The organism is Streptomyces sp. SID14515, assembly GCF_010548505.1.
Classification (GTDB): domain Bacteria; phylum Actinomycetota; class Actinomycetes; order Streptomycetales; family Streptomycetaceae; genus Streptomyces; species Streptomyces caviscabies.
The window spans coordinates 45,689-62,392 of sequence record NZ_JAAGMH010000027.1 but is presented as its reverse complement, the minus strand read 5'-3'; the positions used below and the strand labels follow the sequence as shown (position 1 = coordinate 62,392).

Genomic DNA, 16,704 nt, shown 5'->3' with positions numbered 1-16,704 from the left:
CCGGTGAGAACCCGCGGGCCCCGCCCACCACGCCGCACCCCCGGCCGCCGCAGCCGAGCACGCCACCGCCCCGGCCGCCGAGGACGAGGCGCCGGCCGCCGACGTCGGCGGGGAGGTCGGGGACGCCCTGCGGACCCTCGCCCCGGAACTGCGGCAGGTTCTCCAGGCCCTGGTTCACGCTCTTCGCGCCACCGGGCCCGGGCTGCGTCGCGGGCTGGCGGCGGGCCCCGGCAGGCTCGGGACCCGCCGCCTGGACCGCCGCCGCGCTCCTGGCCACCGGAGTCACCGCCTACGCGGCGACCAGCCCTCGAAAGTGACGATCCGTCAACTCTCGTGCGGAGAAGCGAGCGTGTAGAGCGTCTTCTCCGGAATGTGCCGGGTGTCCCGGCGGGCCAGCAGCCAGTACAGGACCGCCGGGACCACGAGGCCCACGATCCAGGAGACGTCCGCGCCGCCCAGCGGATCCGCCAGCGGGCCGGTGTAGAAGTGCGTCACCAGGAACGGGAGTTGGGCGAGGACGCCGATTCCGTAGACGATGAGGGCGTCCCAGCGCCACGCGCCGTAGCGGCCCCCGGGGTCGGAGAGCGCGGGGATGTCGTACCGTTCCCGCGAGATCAGGTAGTAGTCGACCAGGTTGATCGCGGACCACGGGGTGAAGAACGTCAGCAGGAACAGCAGGAAGTCCTTGAACGAGGTCAGGAAGCTGTCCTTGCCCAGCAGCGCCAACGCTGTTCCCGCCACCATGATGAGCCCGATGTACACGGCCCGGCCGCGCGGCGACAGCGTCCGCTGACCACGGAATCCGCTGATGCTCGTCACCATCGACATGAAACCGCCGTAGGTGTTCAGCACATTGATGGTCAGCTTGCCCAGCGCGATCACGAAGTACAGGAACGACGCGATCAGCCCCGCGCCGCCCAGGCCGACCACATAACCGACCTGGTTCGTGAGGAACGCCTCCCCGGCGGTCGCCGCCACGAGGACGCCGAAGGTCATCGACCACTGCGAGCCGATGGCCGATCCCGACAGCGTCCACCAGAACGTGGACCGCCCCGACGTCGTACGCGGCAGATAGCGCGAGTAGTCCGCGACGTACGGCCCGAAGGCGAGCTGCCAGGACGCCGAGAGCGACACCGCCAGCAGGAACATCGGCAGGTCGAAGTGCGCGTCGCCGAGCAGCGCGGAGAGGTCCACCCGGTCCAGGAGGCGGATGCCCAGATAGACGAAGGCCAGCGCGCAGACCACGCTGGCCACCCGCCCGAGGACATGGATCACGCGGTAGCCGACCGCCGCCATCACGGCCGTGACGACCGCGAAGACGACGATGCCGGTGGTGTCGTTCGTGTGCATCAGCCGAGCCGTCGCCTGACCGGCCAGCACGCTGCCGCTCGCGAAGAACCCCACGTACATGAGGATGACCAGCAGCAGCGGGACGACCGCGCCCTTCACCCCGAACTGGGCCCGGGACTGGATCATCTGGGGCAGACCCAGCTTCGGGCCCTGCGCGGAGTGCAGGGCCATGACGGCGCCGCCGAGTACATTGCCCAGCAGCAGGCCGACGACCGACCACACCACGTCGCCGCCGGAGACGACGGCGAGCGCGCCCGTGACCACCGCGGTGATCTGGAGGTTGGCGCCGAGCCAGAGGGTGAACTGACTGAACGCCGTCCCGTGCCGTTCGTCGTCCGGGACGACGTCGATGGAGCGGCGCTCCACCAGGTCTTCAGCTGCCATGACTCGGCTCCTGGTCTCTCGGTGTGATGGTGCTGCCGCCGGTCCTGCTGTTGCCGGCCCGGACCGGCGCGGCTACTTCTTGATGCCGTGCTCGGCCGCCCAGTCGTTCGCGACGTCCTCGGGGTCCTTGCGGTCCTTGTCCACCAGGCGGTTGAGCTCGGTGAGGTCCTTCGTCGTCAGGACGGACCCGAGGCGGGCGAGCGCCTTGCGGACCGTCGAGTCGGCCTTGCGGTCGGCGATGAGCGGCACGACGTGCTGGCCGGGGATGAGGTTCTTCGGGTCGGTGAGGACGACCCAGCCCTCGGCGGCGATGTCGGTGTCGGTGGTGAAGAGGTTCGCCACGTCCACATCGCCCTTCTTGAGGGCCCCCTTGACCAGCGGGCCCGAGGAGTCGAGGGACTTGAACTCCTTGAACTCCACGCCGTAGACCTCCTTGAGGCCCACCGAGCCCACCGTGCGCTTCTTGACCTCGGGGGCCGCGCCGATGACGAGCTTGCCGTTGTGCTTCGCCAGGTCGGCCAGGGACTTCAGCCCGTACTCCTCGGCGGTCTCCTTGGTCACGGCGAACGCGTCGGCGTTCTCCGCCTCGCCGTACGGGAGGATCTGCAGGCCGCGCGGCAGCAGCATGGCGAGGGCGTTCTGCATCGTGCCCTCCTCCGTGGCGGTGGCCCCGGCGTCGAGGTAGTGCAGCAGCGCGCCCTGGTACTCGGGCAGCAGATCGATGTCGCCGCCCTTGAGCGCGGGGATGAGGATCTCGCGGGTGCCCAGGTTGGGACGGACCTTCGTCGTGACCCCGGCCGCTTCGAGGGCCGCGGCGTAGAGGTATCCGAGGACCTGGTTCTCGGTGAAGTTGGCGGTGCCGATCGTGACGCCGCCCTCGCTGGAGCCGCCGCCCCCGCCGCCGGCGCCTTCTCCGTCGAGAGAGGTGATGCCGCCGCTGCAGGAGGCGAGCGCGGGGACGGTCGCGGCGGCGAAGAGCCCGCCGAGGAGAGTTCTGCGGTTCATGGGGGGCTCCTAGGCCTGGGCCTGCGTGGCGGGGCGATGGCGGAAGAGGACGCGCTGGAGTGCGGAGAGCGCGAGATCGAGGACGACGGCGACGACCGCCACGAGCACGGCGCCGCCGAGCACCTGCACGAGGTCGCGCTGGGCCAGCCCGTCGAAGACGTACCGGCCGAGTCCGCCGAAGGAGACGTACGCGGCGATGGTGGCCGTCGCGACGACCTGGATGAGCGCGAGGCGCAGCCCGGTCATGATCAGGGGCAGCGCGAGGGGCAGTTCGACCTGCAGGAGCACCTGGTGCCAGCGCATGCCCTGGCCGCGCGCCGCGTCCCGCACCTCGGGGTCGACCGCCGTCATCCCGGCGTAGGTGTTGGTGACGATGGACGGGACCGCCAGCGCCACCAGGGCGATGTAGACCGGCCACATCGAAAGCCCGCTGGCGAGGAAGACCAGGACCACCAGACCGACCGTGGGCAGCGCCCGCCCGAAGCTCGACAGGTTGATGGCGATGAACGCGCCGCGCCCGGTGTGGCCGATGAGCAGGCCGACCGGCAGGGCGATGGCGGCGGCGACGAGGGTGGCGAGCAGCGAGTACTGGAGGTGCTCGGCGAGGCGGTGCCCGATGCCGTCGGAGCCGGTCCACTGCTCACCGCTGACCAGCCAGGAGCCGAGGCCCTTGAGGAGTTCGTACATGAGGTCAGGCCCCCTGCTTCTGCCGGCGGTTCCACGGCGTCAGGACGTACTGGAGGGTGACGAGCAGGGCGTCCGCGACGAGCGCGAGAAGCAGGGTCAGGACGACGCCGACGATGACGGGGGTGGGGAAGTTGCGCTGGAACCCGTCGGTGAAGAGCTGCCCGAGTCCGCCGTCGCCGATGTACGTGGCCACGGAGACCAGGGAGATCGCCATCACCGTCGCGATCCGTACGCCCGCCATGATCACGGGGAGGGCGAGGGGCAGTTCGACGGTGAGCAGGGTGCGCAGCGGCCGGGTGCCCATCGCCTTCGCGGCTTCCTTCGTCCGGGTGGGGACGGAGTCCAGGCCTTCGACGGTGTTCCGCAGGAGCACGACGAGCGTGTAGATCGTCAGGCCGATGACGGTGGTGGTGCGGGTGAGTCCGCTGACCGGCAGGAGGAGCACGAAGACGGCGATGGACGGAATGGTGAACAGGACGTTCGACAGACCGAGGAGGAGCCCGCGCAGCCTGCGCACCCGGTGGGCCAGCACGGCCAGGGGGAGCGAGACGAGCAGGCCGAGGAGTACGGCGGTCAGCGCGGCCTGGAGGTGGGAGAGCGTCAGGGCGGTGAGATCGTCGGTGTGGTCGGCTATCCACGACCAGTCGACGCTCATGCGGCCACCGTGCTCGCCGCGCTGTGCACCTGGCCCGCGCGGTCGTGGATGTCCTCGCGGGACGTCACACCGGTGAGGACGCCGTCCGCGTCGACCCGGGCGACCAGGCCGATCGGCGCGGCGATCGACTCGTTGAGCGCGGAGAGGAGCGAGTCGGTGTCGCGCAGCGGCCGGACGGGTATCTCGGCGTCGCTCTCGCTGTCGCGCCAGGCCAGCGGCCTGCGGGCGGAGTCGAGGGCGAGCTGCCAGCGGCCGCCTTCGGGGGCCGGGCTCTGGGCGACCTCTTCGAGCGTCGTCAGCGACAGCAGCTTCAGGCCGCGCTCCGCGCCGAGGAAGTCCGCGACGAACGCGTCCGCCGGACGGGCCAGCAGTTCGGCGGGGGCGGCGCACTGGACGAGATGGCCACCGGTACGGAAGACGGCTATCCGGTCCCCGAGCCGTACGGCCTCGTCGATGTCGTGCGTGACGAAGACGATGGTCTTGTTCAACTCCCTCTGGAGTCGCAGCAGTTCGTCCTGGAGCTGGGTGCGGACCACCGGGTCGACGGCGCCGAAGGGCTCGTCCATCAGGAGGACCGGCGGGTCGGCGGCGAGCGCGCGGGCCACGCCGACGCGCTGCTGCTGGCCGCCGGAGAGCTGGTGCGGGTAGCGCTTTCCCGCGTCGGCGGCGAGGCCGACCGTCTCCAGGAGCTCCGCCGCCCGCGACCGCGCCTTTCTGCGGCCCCAGCCGAGCAGCAGCGGTACGGTCGCGATGTTGTCCAGGACGGTCCGGTGCGGGAAGAGCCCGGACTGCTGGATGACGTAACCGATGGAGCGGCGCAGCTCGGCGGCGTCCTGTTCCAGGACGTCCTTGCCGCCCACCCTGATCGTCCCGGAGGTCGGCTCGACCATCCGGTTGATCATGCGAAGCGTGGTCGTCTTGCCGCAACCGGAAGATCCGACGAGGACGGTCACGCCTCCTTCCGGCAGGTCGAGCGTGAGGTCGTGCACCGCGGTCGTGCCGTTCGGGAAGCGCTTGTGGGCCTTGTCGAATTGGATCATGAGGAGTCCCTTGCCCGGCTGCATATCATCATGCAGAGTTCTCGGTGACTGAATAGGTTGTCAATAGGTCGTCGCCGCTCAGGCGTAAATCCCTGGTAACGAGTGGTCGTAGGGCAAGACGAAGCGCCTGATCGAGGAGGAATTGTCACTGATGTCGTCTCATATCTCGGACGGGGTGGCCGAAGACGCCAGTGCGATCGTCGTCCTCGACGGCCGCCGACTGATGGTCGCAGATGTCGTACGCATGGCCGAATCCGTCGCCAGGCCCGTTCCGGCGACCGAGGGCATGAAGCGCGTGGAGGACTCGTGGAACGCCGCCCGGGAAATCGCTTCGTGGGGTCGCGTCTACGGCCGCTCCACCGGCGTGGGCGCGAACCGGAATGAGGCCGTGCCCACCGAGGCGGCCGCCGACCACGGCCTGCGCCTGCTGCGCAGCCACGCCGGAGCGATCGGCGAGGAGCTCCCCGCGCGTCAGGTCCGCGCCATGCTCGCCGTCCGCGCCAACCAGCTCCTCGCCGGTGGCGCCGGCCTGCGCCCGACCGTCGTCACCGCGCTCTGCGAGGCCCTGGAGACCGGCGCCTACCCGAAGGTCAACGAATTCGGCTCGGTCGGCACCGGCGACATCGCCGCGCTCGCGCAGATGGGCCTCGCCCTGGCGGGCGAACACCCCTGGCAGGGCGCCGGAACCGCCCCCGAACCCCAGCCCCTCGACAACAACGACGCCCTCGCCCTGATCAGCAGCAACGCCCTCACCCTCGGCCAGTCCGCCCTCGCCCTGCAGGAACTGCGCGCCCTGATCGCGGCCACACAGGTGGTGGCGGCCCTCTCCCTGATGGCGATCGACGGCAGCTACGAGGCCTACGCGCTGCCCGTCCACCAGGCGCGGCGGCACGCCGGCTCGTACGAGGTCGCGCACCGGATGCGGCTGCTGCTGGGCGCCCCCGACCGGCCCACACCGCCGCTCGGCCGGATTCAGGACCCGTACGGCTTCCGCTGTGTGCCGCAGATCCACGGGCCCGCGCACGACGCGGCGGACGCGCTCGAAGAGGTCCTCACGGTCGAGATCAACGCGGCCGCCGAGAACCCGCTGATCTCGGCGGACGATATGGCCGCCTACCACCACGGCGGCTTCTATCTCGCTCAACTCGCTCTGTCCCTCGATCACTTCAGGCTCGCGCTGACCCAGGTGGCGCGGCTGTCCACCTCCCGCCTCTCGACGCTGAACGAACCGGGCTTCACCCGGCTGCGCCCGTTCCTCGCGGACGGCGAACCGGCGTCCTCGGGCGTGATGATCCTCGAATACGCGGCCGGGGCGGCGCTCGGCGATCTGCGGGCCTTCTCCGCCCCCGCCTCGCTCGGCCACGCCGTGCTCTCGCGGGGCGTCGAGGAACAGGCCAGCTTCGCGTCCCTGGCGGCGCGGCAGACCCTGCGGGCGTGCGAGGCGTTCCGGCTCGTCGTCGGCTGCGAACTCGTCGCGGCCGTCAGGGCGTTGCGCCAGCGCGAGCTGCGGCTCGACCCGGAGCTGCCCGTCGGCCGCGCCTTCGAGCTGGCGGCCTCGGTGCTCGACGCGGAGGCCGCCGACCGGCCCCTGACGGACGATGTCGCGGCGGCCGCCGGACTGCTCGACCGGTTCGCCGAGCTGTGGCAGGCCTCGGGGCCGGAGCCGGAACAGGGGGTCCGACCGGCTCACCCGAAGGTGAAGACGTAGGCCTGGAGGCCTTCGTCCAGGCGCAGTTCGAGGCGTGCGGTGCGCGGGTCCCGGTCGTCGGTGAGCCGGTACAGCGTCGGCGGGCCGCTCACGCTGACGGTTCTGGTCACCTCGCCGTTCACGAGGACGGTGACCTTTCCGGTGCCGGCGAGCACGAGGTTGGCGTTCTTCGCCCGGTAGGTGAAGGCGAGACGGGCCTCGGGCCCCGCTGTGAACCGCTCGTATCCGGCCGTCCATGTCCCGTCCAGCGAGAGCCTGTTCAGAGGCAGCGCACCGCTCTTCGGGAAGCGGTAGACGGTCGGCTCGTCGTCCACCAGGGGCGTTCCGACGTACCCGCGGATGCGCAGGTTGCTCAGATATGTCTCGGGCGTCCGGTCGGCGGCCAGATCGTCCATGGCGCGGTCCGTGGGCTCCGGCAGCACGACGGTGGGGTCCGCCTGCCGGAGCAGTTCGCGGATCATCGTCTCGGTCCGGTCGTACTGGCCTTCGCCGAACTTGAAGTAGCGGACGGTGCCGTCGGCGTCGATCAGATACTTGGCGGGCCAGAAGCGGTTGCGGTAGTTGTCCCAGGTGGAGAGGTCGTTGTCGAGGGCGACCGGCCAGGTGACCTTGAGCTTCCTCGCACCGGCTTCGACGTTGGCCCGCTTCTTCTCGAAGGCGAACTCGGGGGAGTGGACGCCGATGATGCGCAGCCCGGCGTCCTTGTAGGCGCGCTCCCAGTCGCGCAGATGGGGCACGGCGCGCTGGCAGTTGATGCAGGAGTAGGTCCAGAAGTCGACCAGGGTGACCTTGCCGCGCAGGCTCTTGAGGTCGACGGGCCGGTCGCCCGGGGTGTTGAACCAGGAGTCGATGTCCTCGAACGCCGGGGCCTGCCCGCACGAGCGCAGTTCGTCGGCGCCGTCCTCGCACCGCGAGAGCTCCTTGTTGGAATCGTCGTACAGCCCGGACAACTGCTGCCGGGCGGCGTCGCTGTCCTCGATCTTCTTCTGCACACCGGAGGTGTAGTCGGGCAGCGACCGCTGGATGGCCGCCGTGACGTCGAGGGCCAGCCCCAGCGCGAGAACGATCATCAGGGTGCCGGCGGCGATCCGCAGCCCCCGGGCGCGCCTGCGGAACGCGGCGACCCGGTCGGCGACCCTGCGCCCGGCGAGGGCGAACACCAGCAGGGGTACGGCGGTGCCGACGGCGAACGAGAGGGTCAGCACCACGATGTCGGAGCTGATCTCGCCCCGGGCGCCCGCGATGGTGATCGCCGCCAGGACGGGTCCGGCACATGGCACGTACAGCAGCCCCAGGCCCAGACCGAGGGCGAAGGCGCTGCCCTCCTTGTTGACCTGGCGCTGCGGAATACGGGCGAAGGGCTTCTCCAGCACACGCTCGACGGGCGGGAAGATCAGGCCGAGCCCGATGAGGACGAGCAGCCCCAGCCCGATGTAGCGCAGGATGTCCTGCGGCAGGCCGAGGGCCGAGATGATCGTCACGCCGAGCAGGGTGAAGAACGCGAAGCTGACGACGAGCCCGGCGACCACCGCGTACGGACGCCGATTGCGCGAAGCGCGTACGGGAGCGGCCGGGGCGGTCGCGGTCGCCACCGAGCCCCCGCCAGCTCCGTCGGCCCGACCGTCACCGCCCACCGCACCGCCGCCGCGACCCCCGCCCGACGACGTACCGGCGTCCTCGCCCCGCCCGGTGCCGCCGGCCAGGAACACCACCGGCAGGACGGGCAGGATGCAGGGCGATACCGCGGTGATCAGCCCTCCCAGCAACCCGATGAGCATCAGCGTGATCATGGCGTTCCGCCTCTCCGGGGAGAGAGCGGCAAGCTCCGCGGCCCTCCACCCGGTATTCGGCGCCGCGCCGTCACCGGATTGGTGGCCGGGCGACCGCGGTTCCGGAGGGGGAGATGACGGTGGTTCCCGCCATCGCGGCGGACGGCGCGACGGTCGCACCGGGCGACACCGCCCTGCTCGCGCCCACGACGTTCTCGGTGCTGCCGGGTGAACTCTGGCGTGTCGCCGGCGGCAACGGCTCGGGCAAGACGACGCTGCTCCGCGCCTTCCGGGGCAGCCGGACCCTGACGGCCGGCTCGTGTTCGGTGCTGGGAGACCCCGTCGGCCTGGTGGCCCTGTTCCGGTGGCCCTTCCCCGACGGCCGGGCGGGGCTGCGCCGGACCGGTTGGGCGCACCGGGGGCTGCTCTCGCGGCTCCGCCGGGGGCGGCACCGCGAACAGCCGGTTCCGCGGCGCTCCCCGTGGACGCTCCCGCGCGGTGTGCGGGAGCGTCCCCCCGTCAGGAGCGGGAGGCGGTCCCGCAGCCCTCGTCGTCGGATCCCCTCATCCGCTCCTCCATCGACGTGCTCCGGTCGTACGGGTCGACCGCGGGGCCGTCGCCCCCGTCGGAGGTGGTGCGCTCGGCGAGGAACGCGGGGGTCAGATAGCCGGTGTAGGTGTCGCAACCGCCGTTGGTGGTGTCCACCTTGTAGGAGACGAGGGAGAACGTCCCCGGCTCGATCACGATCTTCGCCGGATCGTCCCAGCTCAGCACCACCTCGCGGCGCACGATGGTGCGCGCGACCTCGTCGCCGTCCCCCGAGGCGCGTACGACCGGGTAGACGTAGGTGACATCGGTGGCGACCTCCACCGCACCCTTCACGCCCTCCCGGAAGGTGATCCGGCCGCGGGTCTTGACCACGTCCCCGACCGGCCGCACATCGGCGGACCGGAAGCGGCTGAACAGCAGGAGGGGGTCGTTCTCGCGGTCGGGCGAGCGGAACGCCTTCTTGAGGAAGTCCTGTACGTCCGACTGGTGCGGGTTGATGAGCGCCATGGCCCTGCTCGGCCGCTCGCCGCGCAGTACGGCCGGGTCGAGGCTGGACGCGGCGAGGAAGTCCCGGGTGCTGTCGAGCGCCCGTGCCACCTCCGCCTTGCTCATCCAGCCGGTCGCCCGCGCCTCGGGCAGCTGGATGCCCGCCGTTCCGTCGCTCCAGCGCGCGGCCGGTGATCCGTCGAACGGGGACTCAGGGGTGGGCTGTCGGCCGGCGGCCTCCTCGGCGGGCGGCCCGCTCGGGCGCTCCGGCTCCGCGGCGAGGGGCCTGCTGTCCGAGGCGTCCGCGCCGTCGAACCAGCCGAAGATCCGGCCGGGGGCGACGGCCACCGCGACCAGCAGGACGACGGCGACCACCAGGCCGAGCGCGTACCACTTCCTGCCGCTCCGGCGGCGGGCCGGCGTGTAGGTCCGCCAGCCTTCCGGGCGGCCGGGCTCCTCCTGGATCCGCCGCGTCACCATCCGGGCCCGCGCCGACGGTTCCTCGGGCGCACCGGGGCTTCCGGCCTCGGCCTCCTTGAGGAAACGCTCCCACTCCTCGTCCGGTATGGACGCCCCGCCCTTGCTCAACTCACCGCTCCCGTCCCCTGCTTCCGCGCCCGGTCCCTCCCCAGGTCCGAGCGCCGTACGGGGCATCATCACACGGCCCGCCGACAACGGCCGGCGGCGGTCCGGTCACCGGCCGGGCGCCCCCACGCGCAGCCCGTCCATGACGAAGTCCAGGAGCCGGCCGGCCCTCGGCTCCCAGTCCTCGCGCGGATCGATCTGCCAGAGGCCGGCGATGGCGAGGAAGAAGTCGTCCGGGCTCACGCCGGGGCGGATGGCGCCGATCTCCTCGCAGGCGCGCAGCAGGGTCCCGGCCGCCTCCATGACCGGGGTGGGGCCGGGCTTCGCCGGTCCGTTCGGCGCACTGGTGACCAGTCGGATCGCGTCCGCCAGACCGGCCTTGGTCATGGCGAACCGGGCGAGGCGGTCCATCCACTCGCGCAGCGCCCGCTCGGGCGGGCGGGTCTCCAGCAGCTCGCACGCCGCTTCGGCGACCTGCTGCATCTCGTAGCGGTAGACCTCCAGCACGAGGGCCTCCCGGTGCGGGAAGTTGCGGTAGAACGTGCCCTGTCCGACGCCCGCCTTCTTGGCGATCGCGCTCAGCGGCGCGTCCGCGCGCAGCGTCAGCTCGACCATGGCCACCCGCAGGATGCGCTCACGGTTGCGCTGCGCGTCCGAGCGCAGCGGGGCGTCCTTGTTCGACCGGGACACGGATCCTCCTCGCGGGGTTCGTGGCCGAAACCCGTCCCTTGTTAACCGGACAGCTGTCCGTTACGTTTTCCAGGCAAGCGGACAGCAGTCCGGTTAGGGCTACCTTACCGCCGACCGGGGCGGCCGGTCACCGGCCGACGGCCCGGTTCCTCGTCACCTGACACCAGAAAAGGCTGATCATGGCCCCAGCGACCTCGTCGACGTCCAGTGCGATCACCCTGAACATCAACGGCGAGAAGCACCACCTGTCCATCGACCACCGCACCACCCTGCTCGACGCCCTGCGCGAGCGCCTCGATCTCACCGGCACCAAGAAGGGCTGCGACCAGGGGCAGTGCGGCGCCTGTACGGTCCTGGTCGACCGGCGACGCGTCGTCTCCTGCCTCAGCCTCGCGGTCGCCGCCGAAGGGCGCGAGGTCACCACCATCGAGGGCGTGGCCGAGGGCGACCGCCTGCACCCCGTCCAGCAGGCCTTCCTCGACCTCGACGGCTACCAGTGCGGCTACTGCACACCCGGCCAGATCTGCTCGGCCATCGCCGTCATCGAGGAGCACGCCGCCGGCTGGCCGAGCGCCGCCACCGACGACGTCGGACCCGAGGCGGGGCCGCCACCACTGACACCCGACGAGATCCGCGAGCGGATGAGCGGCAACCTGTGCCGCTGCGGCGCCTACGTCTCGATCGTCCAGGCCGTCGCCCACGCCGCGGAAGCCCATGCCGAGGACCGTACGGCAGCCACCGAGGAGACCGTCGCATGAAGGAGTTTGGCTATCAGCGCGCCCACGACGTCACCGGTGCGGTCGCCCTCCTCGCCGCCGACCCGGACGCGCGGTACCTCGGCGGCGGCACCAACCTCGTCGACCTGATGAAGAGCGGCGTGGAGCGCCCCGCCCGCCTCGTCGACGTCCGCGAACTCCCCCTGGACCGCATCGAACCCACGGCGGACGGCGGCCTGCGCATCGGGGCGACCGTCACCAACAGCGACCTCGCCGCCCACCCCGAAGTCCGCCGCCGCTACCCGGCGTTGGCCCAGGCCGTGCTCGCCGGAGCCTCCGGACAGCTGCGCAACATGGCCACGGTCGGCGGCAACCTCCTCCAGCGCACCCGTTGCGGCTACTTCACCGACGTGAGCAAGCCCTGCAACAAGCGGAACCCGGGCAGCGGTTGCCCCGCCGTCGCCGGCGAGCACCACAATCACGCCGTCCTCGGCGCCTCCGGCCACTGCGTGGCCGTACACCCTTCCGACATGGGCGTGGCCCTGACGGCGTTCGACGCCGTGGTCTCCTACGAGAGCGCGGAGGGGCCCGGCGAGAGCCCGATCACCGACTTCTACCTCCCCGTCGGCGACACCCCGCACCGGGAGACCGCCCTGCCGCCCGGCGCGCTGATCACCCACGTCAGCCTGCCCGCCGCGCCCGTGGCCGCCCGCTCCCGCTACCGCAAGGTGCGTGAACGCGCCTCGTACGCCTTCGCCATAGGCTCCGTCGCCGCCGCGCTCGACATCGAGGACGGCCGCGTACGGGACGCGCGCCTCGCCCTCGGCGCCGTCGCCTCCCGGCCCTGGCGCGCCCGGGCCGCCGAGGCCGTCCTCATCGGCGCACCCGCCGACGGCGCGACCTTCGCCGCCGCCGCGGACGCCGAACTCGCCGCCGCCAGGCCGCTGCCCGACAACGGATACAAGGTGACCCTCATGCGCAACCTCGTGGTCTCCGTACTCACCGAACTCGCCGAGGGGAACGCCCGATGACGACCACCACGCCGGGCCCTTCGGCGGTGCGCGGAGCCGTCGGCGTCGCCCACACCCGCATCGAGGGCCGCGACAAGGTCACCGGCGCGGCGCGCTACGCCGGTGAGATCCCCTTCGCCGACCTGGCCCACGGCTGGCTCGTGCTCTCCACCGTCACCCGGGGCCGCATCCTCGACGTGCAGACCGCACCGGTCCTCGACATGCCGGGCGTGCTCACCGTGCTGCACCACGGCAACGCCCCGCGCCTGCACACCGATTACGTCGGCATGCTCGGCACCCCGCCGGACCCGACCTGCGCCGTGTTCCAGAACGACCGGGTGCCGTTCGCCGGCTGGCCCGTCGCGCTGGTCGTCGCCGAGACCCCGGAGCAGGCCCGGGAGGCCGCCGAGGCGCTCGTGGTGACGTACGACCAGGAGCCGCACGACACCGCGCTCGTCGACGACCACCCCAGTGCCTACGCCGCGGCAGGTCACATGCCCGCCGAGACGGAGAAGGGCGACCTGGAGGCACAACTGGCCGCCTCCGCCCATGTGGTGGACGCGCGGTACACCACCCCCGAAGAGCAGCACAGCATGATGGAGCCGCACGCGGCGACCGCCCGGTGGGACGGCGGCCGGCTGGAGGTCGTCGACTCCAACCAGGGCGCCGGCTGGGTCCAGGGCGAGCTGGCCACGATGTTCCAGCTCGACGTGTCCTCGGTGCGGGTGCGCTCCGAGCACATCGGCGGCGGCTTCGGCAGCAAGGGCCTGCGTGCCCACCAGGTGTCCGCCGTGATGGCCGCCACCGTCCTCCAGCGCCCGGTACGCGTGGTCCTGACCCGGCGTCAGACATTCTCGCTGGGCGGCTACCGCAGCCCCACCACCCAGCGGGTCAGGCTCGGCGCGGCCCCCGACGGCCGGCTGCTGGCCCTGGAGCACCGTTCGCTGAACCAGACCTCCACGGTGTACGAGTTCGTCGAGCCGAGCGCGGGCGTCGCCCGGGTGCTGTACGACGCCGACGCCCACCGCACCGCCAACCACGTCGTCCGGCTCGATGTGCCGTCCCCGACCTGGATGCGCGCACCGGGGGAGGCCCCGGGGTCGTTCGCGATCGAGGCGGCTCTCGACGAACTCGCCGAACGCGGCGGCGTCGACCCGATCGAACTACGCCTGCGCAACGAACCGGCCGTCGGCCCCGTCTCGGGGCTCCCGTTCAGCAGCAACAACCTCACGGCCTGCTTCCGCGAGGGCGCCCGCAGGTTCGGCTGGGCGGACCGCGACCCGCGCCCCGGCACCCGCCGGGACGGGCGCTGGCTGCTGGGCACCGGCACGGCGGCGGCCTCCTTCGGCGCGGGCGCCGCCCCGTCCACGGCCCTGGTCACGGCGGAGGCGGACGGTTCCTTCACCGTACGGATCACCGCCGCCGACATCGGCACCGGAGCCCGCACCGCCCTCACCCTGATCGCCGCCGACGCGCTGGAGACCACACCCGAACGGGTCCGGGTCCGCATCGGCGACAGCGATTTCGGCCCCGCGATGATCGCGGGCGGCTCGATGGGCACCCGCTCCTGGGCCTGGGCGGTCACGGCGGCGGCCGCCGAACTGCGCGAGCGGCTGGCGGTGACCACGTCCGTCCCCCCGGAGGGGATCACCGTCCGGTCCGACACCACCGAGGCCCTCGGCGCCCTCGCGCAGAAGGAACGCCACTCCTTCGGGGCGCAGTTCGCCGAGGTCGCCGTCGACACCGCCACCGGCGAGATCCGGGTGCGGCGCATGCTGGGCATCTTCGCGGCGGGCCGGATCGTCAATCCGCTCACCGCCCGCAACCAGCTCGTCGGCGGAATGACCTGGGGCATCTCGATGGCCCTGCACGAGGAGGCGGTCCGCGACCGGAACACCGGCGGCCACTACGCCCCCGACCTCGCCGGCTACCACGTGGCCACGCACGCCGACGTCCCGGACATCGAGGCGGACTGGGTGGACGACCACGACCCGGACGACCCGGTCGGCATCAAGGGCGTCGGCGAGATCGGCATCGTGGGCGCGGCGGCTGCCGTGGCCAACGCGGTCTGGCACGCCACCGGCGTACGCCACCGGGACCTGCCGATCCGCCCCGACCGGATCCTCGCGGCGGCCCCCACGGGCGGGGGAGCGGCGGATGCTTGACATCGCCGGTGAGCTGCACCGATGGATGGCGGAGGGCCGGGAGTTCGCCGTCGGCACCGTCGTCTCCGTCGGCGGCAGCGCGCCGCGCGGGCCCGGCGCCGCCCTCGCCGTCGACAGCGAGGGCACGGCGATCGGCTCGGTCTCCGGCGGTTGTGTGGAGGGCGCGGTCTACGAACTGTGCGAGCGGGCCCTGCAGGACGGCGAGACCGTGCGCGAACAGTTCGGCTACAGCGACGAGGACGCCTTCGCCGTCGGGCTGACCTGCGGCGGGGTCATCGACATCATGATCACGCCGGTCCGCGCCGACTCGCCGGAACGGGAGGTGCTGCGGGCCGCGCTCCGTGCCGCGGTCTCCGGCGAGGCGGCCGCCCTCGTCCGGGTGGTGAGCGGCCCGGACGGGCTTCTGGGGCGGTCCCTGCTGGTCCGCCCCGACGGTGGTCACGAGGGCGGGCTCGGGGGCCACCCGGAGCTGGACCGTACGGCGGCGGCCGAGGCCGCGGCCCTGCTCGACGCGGGCCGGACCGGCACCGTCGCCCTCGCCGAGGACGGATCGCACTGCCCCGGCGGACTCACCCTGCTCGTCGAGAGCAGCGTGCCACCGCCCCGCATGATCGTCTTCGGCGCGGTCGACTTCGCCGCCGCGCTGGTACGGGCCGGGAAGTTCCTGGGCCACCATGTGACGGTGTGCGACGCCCGCCCCGTCTTCGCCACCCGGGCCCGTTTCCCCGAGGCGGACGAGGTCGTCGTCGACTGGCCGCACCGCTATCTGCGGCGCACCCCGACCGACGCGCGCACCGTGCTGTGCGTGCTCACGCACGAGGCCCGGTTCGATGTGCCGCTGCTGGTGGAGGCATTGCGGATGCCCGCCGCGTTCGTCGGCGCGATGGGGTCGCGCCGGACCCACGAGGACCGGACGCGGCGGCTGCGCGAGGCGGGCCTGAGCGAGGGCGAACTGGACCGCCTGCGTTCACCCATCGGCCTGGACCTCGGAGCCCGTACGCCCGAGGAGACGGCCCTGTCCATCGCGGCGGAGATCGTCGCGGCCCGGCGCGGCGGCACGGGCGTGCCGCTGACCGGCGGCGCGGACCCCATCCACCGGGAGCCCCATGAGGAGCCCCGCCAGGAGTCGTTGGCCGTCAGTCCGCGCTGAGTCCGTCGCGGATCCGGGCGACGACGGCGGCGACGACCTCGTCGAACTGCTCGTCCGCGCCGGGCAGCGGCAGCGCGGCGGCCTCCCGGAGCGTCGGAATGTCGAGATCGGCGTGTGCCGAGAGCCAGTGGCCGGGGACGATCGTGTTCCGGCCGTCCCCGGCCCGGTCGGCGGGCCCGTCGACCACGAGGGCGAAGGACAGCACGAGCAGGGACAGTTGACGGTGTGCCGCGAGCGCCGCCGGGAGGTCGAGGCCGATGTCCCGCAGAAGGCCGAGGAACCGGTCCAGGTTGAGCAGGCGGTTCGGATGCACCGAGGCCGGCGGTGTGTCCTCGTCCCAGGAGACCAGCAGGGCGCGGGGCCACCGGCGGTACAGGGCGCGCAGGGAGTGGGCGTAGTCGGCGACGGAGGTCTCCCAGTCCGCCGGGTCGGGCGCGGGCGGGTTCCACGAGCTCAGCATGAGGTCGACGGCCAGGCCCACGACCTCCCCGCGATCTTCGACGTAGTTGTACAACGCCCTTACGGTCACGTCCAGTTCGGCGGCCAGTGCGCGCATCGTGAGGGACGGGAACCCCTGTGCGCCGGCCATCTCCAGCGCCTTGGCGGCGATGATCTCGCGGGTGAGGACCGGGCGGCCCTTGCGGGTGGCGGGGCGGCGGCGAGGGGTGACGGGCATGGCGACAGCGTACGGGCCGCTTGAACTTCACACATGTTGACTTTAAGGGTGGATGCCGCCAGGGTTGCCCTCCGTAGCC

At 72.2% G+C, this 16,704-nt stretch carries 14 protein-coding genes and 2 pseudogenes; 7 read left to right on the top strand and 9 right to left on the bottom strand.

Annotation, left to right across the window (positions count from 1 at the left end; genetic code table 11):
* Positions 1 to 22: 22 nt before the first annotated feature.
* Positions 23 to 175 (top strand): annotated as a pseudogene (locus G3I54_RS39280) (RNA polymerase subunit sigma-24); the annotation flags it as partial.
* A gap of 149 nt (positions 176 to 324) precedes the next feature.
* On the opposite strand, the gene G3I54_RS04555 reads toward G3I54_RS39280, so the two are convergent.
* From G3I54_RS04555 to G3I54_RS04535, 5 genes are all read right to left on the bottom strand, one after another.
* Positions 325 to 1,734 carry a cytosine permease gene (locus G3I54_RS04555; RefSeq protein ID WP_164611335.1) on the bottom strand — a complete coding sequence of 470 codons (1,410 nt, stop codon included), beginning with the start codon at positions 1,732 to 1,734 and terminating at the stop codon, positions 325 to 327.
* 72 nt (positions 1,735 to 1,806) lie between these two features.
* Entirely contained in the window at positions 1,807 to 2,739 is a 933-nt protein-coding gene (locus G3I54_RS04550; RefSeq protein WP_164611333.1) for an ABC transporter substrate-binding protein, read from the bottom strand.
* Between the two features lie 9 nt (positions 2,740 to 2,748).
* Positions 2,749 to 3,426, bottom strand: coding sequence for an ABC transporter permease (locus G3I54_RS04545; RefSeq protein WP_164611331.1), 678 nt, complete (start codon positions 3,424 to 3,426; stop codon positions 2,749 to 2,751).
* Positions 3,427 to 3,430: 4 nt separating this feature from the next.
* Complete coding sequence (locus G3I54_RS04540; RefSeq protein ID WP_164611329.1) at positions 3,431 to 4,081, bottom strand: ABC transporter permease; 651 nt, start codon at positions 4,079 to 4,081, stop codon at positions 3,431 to 3,433.
* Complete coding sequence (locus G3I54_RS04535) at positions 4,078 to 5,145, bottom strand: ABC transporter ATP-binding protein (protein ID WP_164611327.1); 1,068 nt, start codon at positions 5,143 to 5,145, stop codon at positions 4,078 to 4,080. The genes G3I54_RS04540 and G3I54_RS04535 overlap by 4 nt, the downstream gene beginning before the upstream one ends.
* A 127-nt stretch (positions 5,146 to 5,272) precedes the next feature.
* Between G3I54_RS04535 and G3I54_RS04530 the strand changes: the two genes are divergently transcribed.
* On the top strand, positions 5,273 to 6,829 hold the full coding sequence (locus tag G3I54_RS04530; protein ID WP_164611325.1) for an aromatic amino acid ammonia-lyase: 1,557 nt from the start codon (positions 5,273 to 5,275) through the stop codon (positions 6,827 to 6,829).
* Here G3I54_RS04530 and G3I54_RS04525 read toward each other — a convergent pair.
* The gene (locus tag G3I54_RS04525; RefSeq protein ID WP_164611323.1) at positions 6,808 to 8,619 is read right to left on the bottom strand and encodes a cytochrome c biogenesis protein CcdA; all 1,812 of its coding nucleotides are present in this window, start codon (positions 8,617 to 8,619) and stop codon (positions 6,808 to 6,810) included. The genes G3I54_RS04530 and G3I54_RS04525 overlap by 22 nt on opposite strands.
* Before the next feature lie 113 nt (positions 8,620 to 8,732).
* On the opposite strand from G3I54_RS04525, the pseudogene G3I54_RS04520 reads away from it, so the two are divergent.
* A pseudogene (locus G3I54_RS04520) lies at positions 8,733 to 8,927 on the top strand (ATP-binding cassette domain-containing protein); the annotation flags it as partial.
* A gap of 190 nt (positions 8,928 to 9,117) precedes the next feature.
* Here the strand turns inward: G3I54_RS04520 and G3I54_RS04515 are convergent.
* Together G3I54_RS04515 and G3I54_RS04510 are read right to left on the bottom strand one after the other, a co-directional pair.
* A complete protein-coding gene (locus G3I54_RS04515; RefSeq protein ID WP_164611322.1) occupies positions 9,118 to 10,221 on the bottom strand; it encodes a hypothetical protein in 1,104 nt (367 codons plus the stop codon).
* Positions 10,222 to 10,326: 105 nt separating this feature from the next.
* Positions 10,327 to 10,908: a TetR/AcrR family transcriptional regulator gene (locus tag G3I54_RS04510; protein ID WP_164611320.1), complete on the bottom strand. Its 582-nt coding sequence runs from the start codon at positions 10,906 to 10,908 to the stop codon at positions 10,327 to 10,329.
* Between the two features lie 179 nt (positions 10,909 to 11,087).
* Between G3I54_RS04510 and G3I54_RS04505 the strand changes: the two genes are divergently transcribed.
* The 4 genes from G3I54_RS04505 to G3I54_RS04490 are packed head-to-tail and all read left to right on the top strand — an operon-like array spanning position 11,088 to position 15,949.
* Positions 11,088 to 11,666, top strand: coding sequence for a 2Fe-2S iron-sulfur cluster-binding protein (locus G3I54_RS04505; protein ID WP_164611318.1), 579 nt, complete (start codon positions 11,088 to 11,090; stop codon positions 11,664 to 11,666).
* Positions 11,663 to 12,655, top strand: a complete 993-nt coding sequence (locus G3I54_RS04500) for a xanthine dehydrogenase family protein subunit M (RefSeq protein ID WP_164611316.1) — start codon at positions 11,663 to 11,665, stop codon at positions 12,653 to 12,655. Before G3I54_RS04505 ends, G3I54_RS04500 begins: the two co-directional genes overlap by 4 nt.
* Positions 12,652 to 14,799 carry a xanthine dehydrogenase family protein molybdopterin-binding subunit gene (locus tag G3I54_RS04495; RefSeq protein ID WP_164611314.1) on the top strand — a complete coding sequence of 716 codons (2,148 nt, stop codon included), beginning with the start codon at positions 12,652 to 12,654 and terminating at the stop codon, positions 14,797 to 14,799. Before G3I54_RS04500 ends, G3I54_RS04495 begins: the two co-directional genes overlap by 4 nt.
* The gene (locus G3I54_RS04490) at positions 14,792 to 15,949 is read left to right on the top strand and encodes an XdhC/CoxI family protein (protein ID WP_164611311.1); all 1,158 of its coding nucleotides are present in this window, start codon (positions 14,792 to 14,794) and stop codon (positions 15,947 to 15,949) included. Before G3I54_RS04495 ends, G3I54_RS04490 begins: the two co-directional genes overlap by 8 nt.
* Here the strand turns inward: G3I54_RS04490 and G3I54_RS04485 are convergent.
* Complete coding sequence (locus tag G3I54_RS04485) at positions 15,936 to 16,625, bottom strand: TetR/AcrR family transcriptional regulator (protein WP_164611309.1); 690 nt, start codon at positions 16,623 to 16,625, stop codon at positions 15,936 to 15,938. The genes G3I54_RS04490 and G3I54_RS04485 overlap by 14 nt on opposite strands.
* Between the last annotated feature and the right edge of the window lie 79 nt (positions 16,626 to 16,704).

Excerpts from the sequence above, each read along its gene's own strand:
- G3I54_RS04495 (WP_164611314.1), top strand. The coding sequence starts at position 12,652 with ATGACGACCACCACGCCGGGCCCTTCGGCGGTGCGCGGAGCCGTCGGC.
- G3I54_RS04540 (WP_164611329.1), bottom strand. The coding sequence starts at position 4,081 with ATGAGCGTCGACTGGTCGTGGATAGCCGACCACACCGACGATCTCACC.
- G3I54_RS04490 (WP_164611311.1), top strand. The coding sequence starts at position 14,792 with ATGCTTGACATCGCCGGTGAGCTGCACCGATGGATGGCGGAGGGCCGG.
- G3I54_RS04535 (WP_164611327.1), bottom strand. The coding sequence starts at position 5,145 with ATGCAGCCGGGCAAGGGACTCCTCATGATCCAATTCGACAAGGCCCAC.
- G3I54_RS04525 (WP_164611323.1), bottom strand. The coding sequence starts at position 8,619 with ATGATCACGCTGATGCTCATCGGGTTGCTGGGAGGGCTGATCACCGCG.
- G3I54_RS04530 (WP_164611325.1), top strand. The coding sequence starts at position 5,273 with ATGTCGTCTCATATCTCGGACGGGGTGGCCGAAGACGCCAGTGCGATC.
- G3I54_RS04505 (WP_164611318.1), top strand. The coding sequence starts at position 11,088 with ATGGCCCCAGCGACCTCGTCGACGTCCAGTGCGATCACCCTGAACATC.
- G3I54_RS04555 (WP_164611335.1), bottom strand. The coding sequence starts at position 1,734 with ATGGCAGCTGAAGACCTGGTGGAGCGCCGCTCCATCGACGTCGTCCCG.
- G3I54_RS04485 (WP_164611309.1), bottom strand. The coding sequence starts at position 16,625 with ATGCCCGTCACCCCTCGCCGCCGCCCCGCCACCCGCAAGGGCCGCCCG.
- G3I54_RS04550 (WP_164611333.1), bottom strand. The coding sequence starts at position 2,739 with ATGAACCGCAGAACTCTCCTCGGCGGGCTCTTCGCCGCCGCGACCGTC.
- G3I54_RS04500 (WP_164611316.1), top strand. The coding sequence starts at position 11,663 with ATGAAGGAGTTTGGCTATCAGCGCGCCCACGACGTCACCGGTGCGGTC.
- G3I54_RS04545 (WP_164611331.1), bottom strand. The coding sequence starts at position 3,426 with ATGTACGAACTCCTCAAGGGCCTCGGCTCCTGGCTGGTCAGCGGTGAG.